A 13,855-nucleotide genomic window follows, 5' to 3' on the forward strand; every position below is an offset into this window, starting at 1 on the left:
CGGGCTCGTGCCTTGCGACCACCGGTACCTCGAGGCCGCCGCCCGGCGGCTCGTCCGGGCGCCCCGCCTCGTGCAGCCCCTGCTCTGCGCCTGGTTCCGCGACGAGCGGCGGCTGCTCGGACGCCCGGGGGCCACCGTCGCCACCGCCGCGCAGGCGCTGCTGCACACCCACCGGCGGTACGCCGTCGACGACCTCGTCGAGGCGCTCGTCACCGCCGCGCACCCCCGGGCCGACGAGCTGCTCGCCGTGCTCGCCGAGGACGAGCCCTCCGCGCTCTGCCGGGCCGTGGACCGCTGGGCCCACGACGCCCGGCCCGGGCGGCGGGTCGCGGCCGCCGCCCACGGGCCGGCCACCGCCGCGCACGTGCGGACCCCCGCCGACCGCGAGCTGCTGCGCTACGCCGCGCAGACCCTGCTCGCCCGCCCCGACGACGCCTCCCTGCACGGCAGCGCGCTGGACATCCTGCTCCGCGATCCCCAGGTCCGGGCCCGCTACCTGCCCGACGCCCTCGCCTGCTTCCGCGACCCCGGGCACGGTGCGCGGCTGCCCGCCTCGGCGCTGGTCGCGGCGCTGCCCGTGCTGCCCGACCCGGACGCGGTGTTCGACGCCCTGCGGGACCGGGCCGACGGGGAGGTGGTGCGCGCCCTGGCCGCGCTGACGACGCCGGGGCTGGCGCGGCGCGCGGGAGACCTCGTACGGGAGCACCTCGCGCGCCACCCGCAGGACGCCGCGCACGCCGCCGAGTTCGTGGACCGCAGGCTCGAACAGGGGCCGGTCGCCGCCCCCGTGCTCCGCCCGCTCGTGCTGGAGCTGCTGCGCTCCGGCCCGCCGCCGGTACGGGCCGCGCTGGCCGCCGTACTGGCCGCGCCGGGCACGGAGCCCTCGTACGCGCTCCGGGGCGAGCTGGCCGACGTACTGCTGCGCGAGGAGCCCGACCCCGGGGTGCTCGACGCGTTCCTCGGCGCGCTGGCCGCGGGGACGGCCGGGCGGCCGCGGGAGCGTACGCGGCAGTTGCTGCGGCGCACCGGCCGGCAGCTGCTGCGGGTACCGGGCGGACCGGCGGTGTTCGAGCGGCGCACGGTCGAGCTGGCGCGGGCCGAGCCGGTCTTCGGAGCGCTCGTCGCCCGCTGGCTGGAGGGGGCGCCGCAGGAGGCGGCGGCGCTGCTGGGGCCGAGCGCGCGCCGGACGGTGGAGACCCTCGGTCACAGCGCGTCCCGCCCGGCCGACGCCGATGACGGTCCCCGGCCGGTGGCATGGCAGTCTTAGACCTGCAATCGGCAATCAGTACAGGGCCTACACGGTTCGGGCGAGGAGAGCGGTCACAGTGCAGCGCTGGCGTGGCTTGGAGGACATCCCCCAGGACTGGGGACGCAGCGTCGTCACCATCGGCTCCTACGACGGTGTCCACCGGGGTCATCAGCTGATCATCGGACGGGCCGTCGCCAAGGCGCGCGAGCTCGGCGTCCCCTCCGTCGTCGTCACCTTCAGCCCGCACCCGAGCGAGGTCGTCCGCCCCGGCAGCCACCCGCCGATCCTGGCCCCGTACGACCGGCGCGCCGAGCTGATGGCCGGGCTGGGCGTCGACGCGCTGCTGATCCTTCCCTTCACGGCGGAGTTCTCGCAGCTGTCCCCGGCCGAGTTCATCGTGAAGGTGCTCGCCGACAAGCTGCACGCGTGCGCGGTCATCGAGGGGCCGAACTTCCGCTTCGGCCACAAGGCCGCCGGCAACGTCGACTTCCTGCGCGAGCTGGGCGCCACCTACGACTACGAGGTCGAGGTCGTCGACCTGGTGGAGCGCGGCGAGGCGGGCGGCGGAGTGCCGTTCTCCTCGACGCTCGCGCGGGCGCTCGTGGCGCAGGGGGACATGGAGGGCGCGGCCGAGATCCTGGGCCGGCCGCACCGGGTCGAGGGCGTCGTGGTGCGCGGTGCGCAGCGCGGGCGCGAGCTCGGCTACCCGACGGCGAACGTCGAGACGCAGCCGCACACCGCGATCCCGGCGGACGGGGTGTACGCGGGCTGGCTGACGGCGGACGGCGAGCGGATGCCGGCGGCGATCTCGGTGGGGACGAACCTGCAGTTCGACGCCACCGAGCGGACCGTGGAGGCGTACGCCATCGACCGGGTCGGGCTGGACCTGTACGGCATGCACGTGACCGTCGACTTCCTCGCCTACGTGCGCGGGATGGCGAAGTTCGCGTCGCTGGACGGGCTGCTGGAGGCGATCGCGGACGACGTGAAGCGCTCGCGCGTACTGATCGACGCGTACGACGCCGAGGCGCGCGGAGCGAACTGAGCAGGCGGGACGCGCGGGACCGCGGGACCCGCCGCGCACACTGAACGCGGTGAACGGGCGAGGGCCCGTACCGGTCTGGATTCCAGGCCGGTACGGGCCCTCGTGCGTTCGGGGGCGCGTCAGCCGAGGCGCGGGTCGCGCGGGGGCTGGGGTGCCTGCGGCTGGGGCTGCTGCGGCTGCGGCGCCGCGGGCTGCGGCGGCTGCTGGTGCCAGGACTGGCCGGGCGTCGGGTAGGGCTGCGGGGGCTGGTTGTAGGCCGGCTGGGGCTGCGGGGGCTGGGTGTAGGGCTGGCCGGGCCGGGCGTGCTGCGGTTGCTGCGGCGGCACGCCCCACGAGGAGGCGGACGCCTGCTGCTGCGCGCGCCGGAAGTCCTCGGCGACCAGGGCGGAGAGGTTGAAGTAGGCCTCGCGCGTCTTGGGCTTCATGAGGTCGAGGTCGACCTCGGCGCCGGCCGCGAGGTGGTCGTCGAACGGGACCACGACGACCCCGCGGCAGCGGGTCTCGAAGTGCTGCACGATGTCCTCGACCTTGATCATCTTGGCGGTCTCGCGAACCCCTGAGATCACGGTGAGGGAGCGCGAGACGAGGTCGGCGTACCCGTTGGCCGTGAGCCAGTCGAGGGTGGTGCTGGCGCTGCTCGCGCCGTCCACGGAGGGCGTGGAGATGATGATCAGCTGATCGGCCAGGTCCAGGACCCCGCGCATCGCGGAGTAGAGGAGGCCGGTGCCCGAGTCGGTGAGGATGATCGGGTACTGGCGGCCGAGCGTCTCGATGACGCGGCGGTAGTCCTCGTCGTTGAAGGTCGTCGAGACGGCCGGGTCGACGTCGTTGGCGATGATCTCCAGACCGGAGGGGGCCTGGGAGGTGAACCGCCTGATGTCCATGTAGGAGTTCAGGTACGGGATCGCCTGGACCAGGTCCCGGATCGTGGCCCCGGTCTCGCGGCGCACGCGGCGGCCGAGGGTGCCGGCGTCGGGGTTCGCGTCGATGGCCAGGATCTTGTCCTGGCGCTCGGTGGCGAGGGTGGCGCCGAGCGCGGTGGTGGTCGTGGTCTTGCCGACGCCGCCCTTGAGACTGATCACGGCGATGCGGTAGCAGGACATGACCGGCGTCCGGATCAGCTCCAGCTTGCGCTGCCGCTCCGCCTCGGCCGCCTTCCCGCCGAAGCGGAAGAGGCCGCCGCCGGAAGGGCCGGTGCCGCTCTTGGCCTTCTGCTTGCCGCGCAGCAGACGGTCCGAGGACAGCTCGACGGCGGCGGTGTACCCGAGCGGGGCGCCGCCGGCGGGCTGGCCGGGGGAGTAGCGGGGGTCGTGCCCGGGCTGGGGGCCCTGGGGACCCTGCGCCCACTGGCCGGCGGCGCGGGGATCGGCGTAGGGCCCCTGCGGGGCGGCGGGCTGCGGCGGCTGGGGCTGGGCGTACGGCTGCGCCTGCGGCGGGAACCCGTACCCGGCGGGCGGCTGCGGCTGCGGCTGCGTCTGCTGCGCGGCGGCCGGGGGAACCTCGTGGCCGGGCTGCGGGGCGGCGGCCGCGATGGGCGGGACCCCGTAACCGGCCTGCGGCCCGGTGGGCGTGGCGGGCGGGAACCCGTAGCCGACGGGTGGTTGCGGCTGCGGCTGCGGCTGCTGCGCGGTGGCCGGGGGGACCTCGTGGCCGGGCTGCGGGGCGGCGGCCGCGGCGGGCGGGAACCCGTAGCCGGCCTGCGGCTCGGCGGCCGTGGCGGGAGGGAATCCGTAACCCGCGGGCTGCTGCGACGGAGCGGTCGGGGGGACCGCATAGCCGGCCTGCGGTCCCGCAGTCGTGCCGGGCGGGAATCCATGACCGACCTGCGGCTCGGCCGCCGCGGCCGACGGGAACCCGTAAGCGGCGGGCTGCTGGGCGGCGTCCGGGGTGACCTGGTGGCCGGCCTGCGGTGCGGCGGCCGTGGTGGGCGGGAACCCGTAGCCGGCGGGCGGCTGCGGAGTGGTCGAGGGGACCCCGTGGCCGACCTGCGAGGCGGCGGGCGGGAAGCCGTAACCGGCCTGCGTCCCGGCCGAGGCAGGGAACTCCTGGGGCAGCGGCGGGAGTTCGGCGGCGGGTGCTGCGTCCTCGGGTGCTGCGTCCTCGGGCTCCGGGAGGGCATCGGCGGGGGAGTCCTGCGGCGGAGCCGTGGCTTCGGCCGGGTGTTCCGAGGGGGACGTCGGAACGTCCGTCCCCTCGGCCGGAGTCGGCATCCGCGCGGGCTCGGTGGCAGGGGCCCCGGACGCGTACCGCGCGGCCGAGTCGGCCGGAGCCGCGGTCGCGGCGTCGGCGGAACCAGCCACCCCCAGTCGCGTGTTCGGGTGCTCCGGTGCCGAAGGTGCGGGAACGGCGTCGGCCGGCTCCGACTGGGCGTACGGCGCGGCCGAATCGGTCGGGGCCGTAGACGCGGAGTCGGCGGACGTCGCGCCTTCCGGTGGGGTGTTCGGGTCCTCTGGCGCCGAGGCTGCGGGTGCGGTGTCGGCCGTGTCCGCGGGGATGCTGTCGGTCACGGGCGCAGAGGTGGCGTCGACGGAACTCGCCTCTCCCGACGGAGCGTTCGGGTACTCCGGTGTCGAAAGGGCGGGTACGGCGTTGTCCGAGTCCGAGTCCGAGTCCGAGTCCGAGCCTGACGGGGCGACCGGGGTCGCGGGTGCCGCGTCGGACGGTGACGCGGGATACCGCGGCGCGACGGCATCGGCCGAGGGTGACTCCGTGGCAGAGCCTGCGTAGGCCAGGGGCACCGCGTCGGCGATGGCCGACGGTGCGGCCGTGAGCGGCACCGGCGAGGCCGCGTCGGTGGGAGCCGAGTACGTCGAGGAGGCGGCGTCGGCCAGGGCCGGGTAAGGCGCGGAGGTCGCGTCGGCGGGGGCTGCAGCGGCCGGCGTCGCGTACGGGTCGGCCGTAGGGGCCGGTACCGCAGGGCCTTCGGCCGGGTACACCGGGGGTGCTGCATCGGCAGCTGCCGAGGGCGACTGCACGGCCGGGTCCGCGTACGGGGAGGCCGTAGCCGAGGGCGTTGCGTCGGCCGGCTCCGAAGGGGACTGCGCCGCGGGGCTCGGGTACGCCGAGGGGATCGCGTCGGCCGGCTCCGAGGAGGACGGAGAGGCCGGGTCCGCGTATGCCGAGGGGGTCGAGTCGGCAGGGGCCGACGGTGCGGACGGAAGCGGCATCGGCATGGAGGCCGCGTCGGCGGGGGCCGCGTTCGGGTCGGCCGTTGCCGTCGTGCCTGCGGCCGGGGGCGTTGCTACGGCGTCGGCCGAGGGAGACGGGGAGGCCGGGCTGGGGTGTACCGGGGGGATCGCGGAAGCTGCGTACCAGTCGGGCGCAGGGGCCGGCGTACCGGCGGCCGTGTACGCCGGGGGCGTCGCGTCGGCCGGCTCCGAGGGGGACTGCGCCGCGGCGCTCGGGTATGCCGAGGGGATCGAGGCGGCTCCGAACCGGTCGGCCGCAGGCGCCGGTGCCGGCGTACCCGCGGCCGTGTGCGCTGCGTCGGCCGGGGCCGAGGGGGACTGCGCGGCGGGGCTCGGGAAAGTCGAGGGGATCGAGGTGGCTGCGTACCTGTCGGCCGCAGGGGCTGCCGTCGTACCCGTACCCGTACCCGTACCCGCACCCGTGGCCGGGGGTGTTGCGCCGCCGGAGCCGGAGCCGGAGCCGGAGCCGGAGCCGGAGCCGGAGGCAGAGGCGGGCGCGCCGGTGTTGGCCGCGGCCGACTGGGCGGCGGGGCTCGGGTACAGCGGGGGGATCGAGGCGGCTGAGTACCTGTCGGCCGCAGGGGACGGTGTCGGCGCACCGGCGGCCGGGGGCGTCGCGTCGGCCGGAGCGGAGGGGGACTGTCCGGCCGGGCTCGGCTTCGCCGAAGGCGCCGCGTCGGCCCGGGGTCGCCGGGCGGACAGACCCGGGAACGGGGAAGGCGGCGTCGGGGGCGCGTACGGCCCCGGAGCGGGCGGGTTCGCCGGGCGGGCCGGGTCCTCCGCGGCCGTCGGGGACGCGGCGTAGGGCGCGTACGGCGCGTCGGGCACGGCGCGCAGGGTGGGCGGGGCGGTGGGCTCCGCCGGCCGGTGGGGTTCGAAGCCGCTGCCCTCGGGCAGGCCGGGGGCCGGGGTCGCGGCCGGGGTCGCGCCCTGCGTGTACCAGGCGGGCGGGGTGTAGTCGATGGTGAACTCGCCCGTCTGCTCGGGCTCCGCGTCGGACTGATCGTCCGTCGGGACGTCCCATGTCCCGCCGCGCCTCTCGTTCCGATCGCCGCTCACTGATCCTCCTGATCTGTCGAACACTGGTCCGGCGTCCCGCACCACGACACGACACGCCACGCCGACGTTCAGCCTAATCGCGCTCCGCGATCAGTATCCGCCGTCGGGCTGGCCGTCCCCGAAGCCTCCACCAGGGCCGGTCAACCGGACCCGGACCGTCCTCACTCCGTCCCCGAGGTGCCGTCACCCGGCCGCCGAGGTGCCGTCGTTCGATCCCGAGGGGCTGTCACGCGGCCGCGCGAGGTGCCGCCGTTCCGCCTGGACATCGCGGTTACCCGGCTGCCCGAGGTGCCGTCTTTCCGCCCGGGAGGTGTGGTTACCCGGCTGCCCGAGGTGCCGTTGTACGGCCTGCGAGGTGCGGATACCCGGCCACGCCAGGTGCCCGTCTTTCCACCCTCGAGGTGCGGTTACCCGGCTGCCCGCGGACCAGTCTTTCGCGCCCGCGCGGGGCCGTTACCCGGTCGCCGACGTTGCCGTCGTTCCGTCCCCGCGTTGCCGTTTCCCCACCCCCCCAAGGCGCTGTTACCCCGCCCCACCCTCGTTACCCGTCCCCGGCTTGGCGTCACCCGCCCCAGGCCGTCTCTTTCGGATCTTGCCGGGCCCGCGGCGTCTGGCACCGCACCTGGCCGCGTTGGAGGGGCGTCCGAGTACGTCCGTACACGAGACGCCCCTCCGCCTTGCCCTGCACGGCACCAGACGCCGCGGGCTCGGCCGACAGGATCCGAAGGAGACGGCCCAGAAGCCTCGTCATCCGGGCTCTGAGGCGTCGTGACCCGAACCGAGGTGTCGTGGCCCGGCCCAAGGCGCTGTCAGGCGCTCCCCATTACCCGTCGCGGACGTGACGCCCCGTCCCGCCCCGGAGCAGAGGCCCTTCCGCACAGACCCGCAACCCGCCGCCTCCCCCACGCGAGAGCCCGTCGCGGCGTCCCTCGTGTGGCTGAACCTCCCCGACTCCGTGTCTCCGGTGCTCCGGCGCCCTCCGCGTGACGGGACCCGCCCAACTCGGAGCCCCGCGTCCCCCGTGCGACTGACCTTCCGCCCCGGCGTCCCGCTGCCCCGGCGTCCCTCGTCCGGCTGAACCCCCGCCTCGGCTCCCCGGCACCGCCGGCGTCCCCCGTACGGCTGAACCCCCAACCCGACGCCCCACGGCCCCACGCGCCACCGACCCCGGTCAATCGATCCTCCGCGCCGCACCCAGCAGCCCCGTCTCCGTCTCCGTCGGCTGTGTCAGGACGAACCGGTGGTCGCGCCCCGCGCACCACAGCGTCACCCCGTCCCCCAGCGTCGGCAGTGACTCCGCGGCCCCCGCGGGCAGCCGCATCAGCTGGCCGATCTGGTCCGCCTCGTCCGGGGAGACCCGCTGGATGCCCACCAGTGAGGCGTTGCGGAGCAGTCGGGGGGCCGTCGGGCTCAGGTACGGGAGCAGGGTCAGGACCGACTGCCAGGGGCCCGCCGCCACGCGTCCACGCGGCGGGCGCATTCCGCAGTCGCGGATCACCAGGACGGGGCTGCCCGCCGACGCGCCCTGCGGCGGAACCCGGCCCACGTCGTGCGGCGTCACGCACTGCTGGCCGCCGCCCGCCGCCCGGGCGAGGTCCGACCAGACCTGGCCGCGCCCGGTCTCGACCGCCACCCGCGCCCCCGTGGCCGCCGCCCGCAGGGCCAGGACCTGGGCCGTCCACAGGCCGCCGATGAGGGTGACCTCGTACGGGGTGGGCCGGTTGACGCCGAGGACCGCCGGCCGGCCCTGTGCGTCCACGCCGATGACGACTCCGTCGTCCCCGACGGGCAGCGCCAGCGCGTCCAGGTCCGATGCCTGGACCACGTGCCGCTCCCTGCGCGGGCCCACCAGGCCGAAGCCGCCCCTCGCCCGGACCCTCATCGCGCTCCTCCCAGCGGCAGCGAGGCCAGCAGCCCCGGCACCTGCTCGCGGTCCAGGCGCACCAGCCCGGTCCTGACGCCGCGCGCCGTCCTCTCCAACGCCCCCCGGGCGGCGACCAGTTCCTCTTCGCTGCGCCCGGTGATCCGGACGTGCCCGGTCAGCGTGACCTCGTTCCGCGAGGCCGGGGTCAACGTCAGGCTGAAGTTCGTCGCCAGCGCGGGCAGCGAGGTCAGCAGCGCCACGAACTGCGGCAGCCCGGCCCCGGCGCCGCCCAGGCGCGGCCACCGGCCGATCCAGTACGTGGTGTGCCGGCGGTCGTCGCAGCGCCAGGTCCGCGAGGTCTCCTCGGTGCGCCGGCCCGTGGCCGCGGAGCGTCCCGCCTGGGTGATCGCCATCGGGTTCGCGCACGAGGAGGTCGCCAGCGCGCCCGTGAGTTCCTGCTCCGTCAGCACGGTCGCCCGGAACCCGGCCCCGGAGAGCCGGCTCGCCAGCTGGTCCGCGACCCGCACCAGACAGCGCTGCGCGCCCACCGGTCCGCCACCGCGCGCGGCGACCGCGCCGGGGCACAGCTCCGGATCGAGCTTGAGCGCGATCCAGGTGAGACGCACCGCCGGACTCCCCGTCAGAGCCTGCAGCGGGGCGTAGTTGCGCGCGGCCGTCGACCCGGTCGGCAGGTGCGGGGCCGGCGCCGGCTGGGTGTGCTGCACCAGCTGCGCGGACTCCAGCCGGATGCCGTCCACTTCGAGGACGTCCCGTACGAGGCCCAGGGGCAGCGGCCGGGTCCCCCGGTCGGGCCGCAGGGCGGTGGCGTCCATGTCGACCTGGACGACCGCGGTCAGGAACGTGCCGTCGCCGACCATGCCGACGGGCCGCCGGTCGCGCCCCCGTTCCCGCTCGCGCCCCCGCCCCTGTTCCCGCCCCCGCCCCTGTTCCCGACCCCGCCCCTGCTCCCGCCCCCGCTCGCTGAACGTGAGCGTGCGCAGCGCCGGATCGGCCTCGACGAGCGGGGCCAGCCCCGGCTCGGTGCCGGCCGGTACCACGGTGGCCGCGGCCCGGCGCCGGCGTGCCCGCAGGGCCAGCGTGCCGCCGATCCACTCGGGCAGGGAGCGCCCGCGCCGCCGTACGACCGCGAGCGGTACGAGGACCAGGGCGAGCACGCCGGCCGGGGCCAGCAGCAGGGGGTCCGCCACCCATGCGACCGGCAGGACGGCCGCGGCGACTTGGAGGAGTACGAGTTGTTGCAGTCGGAACGGCCTGAACCGTCCGGGGCCGGACTTCGGCTGCGGTGTCACCCCGGCGCGTGCGGGTTCCGCGCCCCCGGCCCGCGGCCTCGTGGCAGTGGTCATCACTCGCGCACCTCCCCTTTCGAGGGCTCGGACCGTGGGCTCCGGACGTTACGCGCGGCTGTCGGCCGCTCGCCCCCGGAGCCACCCGGAGCCTCCCCGAATCGTCCAACAGCCCTTGTTTCCACCGGGATCGGAAGGCCCTGAGGGGCTGCCACACCCTACCCGGCCCGCGCCTGCCCTCCGGTACGGGCATAGTGGGTGCCCGGTCGGACAATCGAGGCCCGGCGACCGCATCCGCGGACCGGGCCGTGCGGGGAGAAGCGGGCCGCCATGGCATCACGACGCGACGAGCTCAACGCGTACACATTTGCGAAGCGGCGTACGGTGGCCGCGTTCCTCCAGCCTTCCGCGACCGGGACCGAGGAGGGCGCGCCGCGGCCGCTGCGCGCGGTGGTTCCCGGTGCGGTGACGGCGGCGCTCGTCCTCGCGGCCTTCGGCGCCTGGGGCATGATCCGGCCGACGGCCCCGGCGGGGTGGGACACCCCCGGAGCCCAGGTCATCGTCGGCAAGCGGTCGACGACCCGGTACGTGGTCCTGACCACCAGGGTCGACGGCCAGGACCAGGCCCGGCTGCACCCGGTCCTCAACCTCGCCTCCGCCCGCCTCCTGCTCGACCCCGCCAAGGCAGATGTCGTCCAGGTCGACGACGAGGTGCTGGACACGGGCAAGCTGCCGCGCGGCCCCGTCATCGGCATCCCGTACGCCCCCGACCGGCTGCCCGCCCCCGAGGACGCGGCGAAGGCCAAGCGCTGGGCCGTCTGCCAGCAGCCCGGCGGCAACGGCCGGGGCGTGCAGACCGCCACCTTCGTCCTCGCCGACCGCGAGGCCGGGCTGACGGACGACGACCGCCGGCTCTCCGACTCCCAGGCGCTGTACGTCCGGAGCACCGGCGGGGCCGGGGAGCGGTACCTCGTCGACGCGGCGGGTACGAAGTACCGGTTCCCCGAGGGCACGGCCGAGGCGGGGACGATGACCACCGCCCTCGTCGGCACCGGCACCACCCCGCAGCCCGTCACCGAGGAGTGGCTGGCCACCCTGAACCCCGGCGACGACCTGGCCTTCCCGGCCCTGCCCGACGGCAGGGCCGGGACCCCCGCCGGGGTCGCGGGCCTGTCCGGCGCGGACGACAAGGTCGGCATGGTGCTCAAGGCCGAGACCGGTTCCGGCACGCAGCACTTCCTGGTCCTGCCCGGCCACGTGGCCCCCGTCTCCGGGTTCGTCGCCTGGCTGATGATCTCCTCGCCGGCGACCGACGGGCTCGACATGCACGGCAGGCCCCGCGAGGTCGACCTCCAGTCCATCGCCCCGGACCAGGTCCGCTTCAAGGGCGACGCGAAGTGGCCCGAGGCGAAGACCGAGCGGATCAACGAGGTACGCCCCGCGGGCACTCCCACCACCGCCCCCGCCACCGGCGCCGAGCTCGACCACGACCGAGACCGCGACCGAGACCGCGACCACGATCGCGACACCATCTGTTCCGTCCTCCGCTCCGTCGACGGCCGGGGCGACCGGACGCTGAGCACCTGGGCCGGCACCGGATTCCCGGTCGACATCACCGCCAGCGGTACGAGCGCCTACGTCACCCCGGGCACCGGCCTGCTCTACACCCAGGCGCAGGGCCGCCAGACCACCGCGGGCGGAGCCCTCTTCCTGGTCACCGACACCGGTCTGCGGTACGCCGTCCAGGCCAACGGGGACAGCGACGCCGCCCAGCCGTCGCCCGCGCGGTCCGGTGCCTCCGGCCGGCCGGCCACCGACGGCCGTCCCGTGCCGAGCCAGGCCCAGGCCCGCCTCGGCTACGGGGGAGTGGTTCCGGTGACGGTGCCCATCGTGTGGTCGGAGTTCCTCTCCAAGGGCCCGCGCCTGGACAGCAACGCCGCACGCCAGCCCCAGGGTTCCTGATGCGAGGCACCCCGAAGCCGGTCCCGAAGCCCACGCCGATGCCTGGCCCCAAACCAGCCCTCGCGGCGCTGCTCGCGGCCGCCGCCCTCGCGCTGGCCGCCGCGCCGCAGCCTTCGTACGAGGACGGGGCCAAGGGCACGGTCGCGACACAGGGCGTGCGCGAAGCCCCGTACGCCCTGCGGCTCGCCGGAGCCGGCGAGTGCACCTTCCCCATGAGGAAGCAGGTGGAGGAACGCCCCTGGGCGCTCCGGCGGCTGCTGCTCGACGAGCTCTGGGCGCAGACCAAGGGCCGGTCGAAGGACGGCAGGAGCGTCCGCGTCGCCGTCATCGACAGCGGCGTCGACCGGGTGAACCCCCAGCTGAGGGACGCCCTCGACCTCGGGGCCGGACGCGACTACCTCGACCCCGGGGGCGACGGCACCGACGACACCGCAGGCCACGGCACCAGGGTCGCCGGGCTGATCGCGGCCCGCCCGAAGCCCGGTACCGGCTTCGTCGGCCTCGCCCCCGAGGCCACGATCATCCCGATCCGGCAGAACGACGGCCGGGGCACCGGCGACACCGGGACCCTGAGCGAGGCCATCGACCACGCGGTGGCCAAGGGCGCGCAGGTCATCAACATCTCCCAGGACACCGACGCGCAGCTCACCCCGGACTCCGCGCTGGGCCGGGCGGTCGCGAGGGCCGTCGAGGCGGACGTCGTCGTCATCGCCGCGGCGGGCAACGACGGCCTGAGCGGAGAGAAGCGTCCCACTTACCCGGCCGCCTTCCCCGGCGTCCTGGCCGTGGGCTCCTCCGACCGCAACAACGAGCGCGCCGCCTTCTCCCAGCCGGGCTCCTTCATCGGGATCGCGGCTCCCGGCGTGGACATGGTCTCCACGGTCCCCGGTTTCGGGCAGTGCGTGGACAGCGGCACCAGCTTCTCCGCGCCCTACGTCGCCGGGGTCGCGGCCCTGGTGCGCGCCGAGCATCCGCGGTGGAGCGCGCGGGAGGTGGTCTGGCAGCTCCAGAACACCGCGGAGCGTTCCGTCAACGGACGCGACGACTATGTGGGTTGGGGCGTCGTCGACCCGGTCCGCGCGCTCACCCGGGATCGCGGGACGCCCGGGCCCCCCGTACCGGACCGGGGGCCGCCCCCGGCGGCGGCTCCCGACCCGGCCGCGATGCGCACGGGCGAGACGGCGCGGGAACGGGACCAGCGGCTCGGCACCTACGCACTGGGCATCGGCGGCGTACTCATCGCCGTGATCTCCGGCACCGCGAGGGTGGTCCGGGATGCCGGGAAGCGGCGACGTCGTTTGCAGTGAACGCCCCCACCCTCCCGGGTGGATCCCGAAGGAGCGGGTCGGGAAGGGCCGTTGAACTGGCTACAGTGACCGCGGACTTCACGACTGTGATCGACGAGGAGCTTCGGATGAGCGACAATTTCGGACTCGCTGATACCCCGGTACGCCGGGCGATGGACCGGATCTCGGAGACCGCCGACAGCGTCACCCGGCAGTCCCGCGAACTGGCGGACATCCTCGCCACGGTGAGCGCCGGCTGGACCGGTGTGGGCGCCTCGGGCTTCACGTCCGCCCAGGCGGTCGTCAACGAGGACCACGACGAGATCCGCAGGCTGCTCGGCGTCCTGCAGCACGCCGTGTCGCAGACCAAGAACCTGAGCAACGCGCAGGACGACGACGTGGTCGCCGCGTTCCGGTCGGTCAAGGCCGCGGCCGGCGGCAACACCTCCGCGCTCAACGGCATCTGAGCCGGACACGCGTCGCACACCCGCCACCCACCCGCCAGCGAACCACCCGCCCCGCCCCGCCCCGTGCGAAGGAGAAGAGCATGACCGCGAACGACGGGCACACCAAGGTCCGGTACGAGAGCGTCCAGCTCATGGCGGACCGCATCCGCACCGTTGCGGACAAGATCCGGCAGGACCTGGACGAGATGGACGCGGCCCTCACGGTCGTCACCGACACCTGGGACGGCGAGGCGCACGCCCAGTACATCGAGCTGCAGCGCAAGTACAGGGGCAAGGCCGACCACATGCGCGCCCAGCTGCGTCTGGTCGCCGACCTCGTCGAGCGCGGCAAGAACGAGTACCGCGCCACCGACGTGAAGGCCTCGCGCCTGTTCACCGAGGCCTACTGAGCCCGCCGGACACCGCACACCGCACACCGCACGAGGTACGGG

The 13,855-nt window shown here is 75.5% G+C and carries 8 protein-coding genes and 1 pseudogene; 6 read left to right on the top strand and 3 right to left on the bottom strand.

Annotated elements, in window-relative coordinates:
* Positions 1-1,267 (top strand): annotated as a pseudogene (locus ACWGDE_RS26510) (serine protease); the annotation flags it as partial.
* 58 nt (positions 1,268-1,325) lie between these two features.
* Complete coding sequence (locus ACWGDE_RS26515; protein WP_453391540.1) at positions 1,326-2,294, top strand: bifunctional riboflavin kinase/FAD synthetase; 969 nt, start codon at positions 1,326-1,328, stop codon at positions 2,292-2,294.
* A gap of 119 nt (positions 2,295-2,413) precedes the next feature.
* On the opposite strand, the gene ACWGDE_RS26520 is transcribed toward ACWGDE_RS26515, so the two are convergent.
* The 3 genes from ACWGDE_RS26520 to eccE form a co-directional block, all read right to left on the bottom strand.
* Positions 2,414-6,541 carry an SCO5717 family growth-regulating ATPase gene (locus ACWGDE_RS26520; RefSeq protein WP_453391541.1) on the bottom strand — a complete coding sequence of 1,376 codons (4,128 nt, stop codon included), beginning with the start codon at positions 6,539-6,541 and terminating at the stop codon, positions 2,414-2,416.
* A gap of 1,171 nt (positions 6,542-7,712) precedes the next feature.
* Positions 7,713-8,423, bottom strand: coding sequence for a hypothetical protein (locus tag ACWGDE_RS26525; protein WP_453391542.1), 711 nt, complete (start codon positions 8,421-8,423; stop codon positions 7,713-7,715).
* On the bottom strand, positions 8,420-9,769 hold the full coding sequence (gene eccE, locus ACWGDE_RS26530; protein ID WP_453391543.1) for a type VII secretion protein EccE: 1,350 nt from the start codon (positions 9,767-9,769) through the stop codon (positions 8,420-8,422). Before eccE ends, ACWGDE_RS26525 begins: the two co-directional genes overlap by 4 nt.
* Positions 9,770-10,039: 270 nt before the next feature.
* On the opposite strand from eccE, the gene eccB reads away from it, so the two are divergent.
* The 4 genes from eccB to ACWGDE_RS26550 all read left to right on the top strand — a co-directional run bounded on the left by eccB (position 10,040) and on the right by ACWGDE_RS26550 (position 13,813).
* Positions 10,040-11,671 (top strand): type VII secretion protein EccB, encoded by a 1,632-nt coding sequence (gene eccB / locus ACWGDE_RS26535; RefSeq protein ID WP_453391544.1) that lies wholly within the window; start codon positions 10,040-10,042, stop codon positions 11,669-11,671.
* A gap of 38 nt (positions 11,672-11,709) precedes the next feature.
* A complete protein-coding gene (gene mycP, locus ACWGDE_RS26540; RefSeq protein WP_453391547.1) occupies positions 11,710-12,978 on the top strand; it encodes a type VII secretion-associated serine protease mycosin in 1,269 nt (422 codons plus the stop codon).
* Between the two features lie 107 nt (positions 12,979-13,085).
* Positions 13,086-13,424: a WXG100 family type VII secretion target gene (locus ACWGDE_RS26545; RefSeq protein WP_453391545.1), complete on the top strand. Its 339-nt coding sequence runs from the start codon at positions 13,086-13,088 to the stop codon at positions 13,422-13,424.
* Positions 13,425-13,504: 80 nt separating this feature from the next.
* Positions 13,505-13,813 carry a WXG100 family type VII secretion target gene (locus ACWGDE_RS26550; protein WP_453391546.1) on the top strand — a complete coding sequence of 103 codons (309 nt, stop codon included), beginning with the start codon at positions 13,505-13,507 and terminating at the stop codon, positions 13,811-13,813.
* Positions 13,814-13,855 lie beyond the last annotated feature (42 nt).

It is taken from the genome of Streptomyces sp. NPDC054956 (assembly GCF_053609185.1).

Coding starts and splice junctions, on each gene's coding strand:
- mycP (WP_453391547.1), top strand. CDS start 11,710: ATGCCTGGCCCCAAACCAGCCCTCGCGGCGCTGCTCGCGGCCGCCGCC.
- eccE (WP_453391543.1), bottom strand. CDS start 9,769: ATGACCACTGCCACGAGGCCGCGGGCCGGGGGCGCGGAACCCGCACGC.
- ACWGDE_RS26525 (WP_453391542.1), bottom strand. CDS start 8,423: ATGAGGGTCCGGGCGAGGGGCGGCTTCGGCCTGGTGGGCCCGCGCAGG.
- ACWGDE_RS26545 (WP_453391545.1), top strand. CDS start 13,086: ATGAGCGACAATTTCGGACTCGCTGATACCCCGGTACGCCGGGCGATG.
- eccB (WP_453391544.1), top strand. CDS start 10,040: ATGGCATCACGACGCGACGAGCTCAACGCGTACACATTTGCGAAGCGG.
- ACWGDE_RS26550 (WP_453391546.1), top strand. CDS start 13,505: ATGACCGCGAACGACGGGCACACCAAGGTCCGGTACGAGAGCGTCCAG.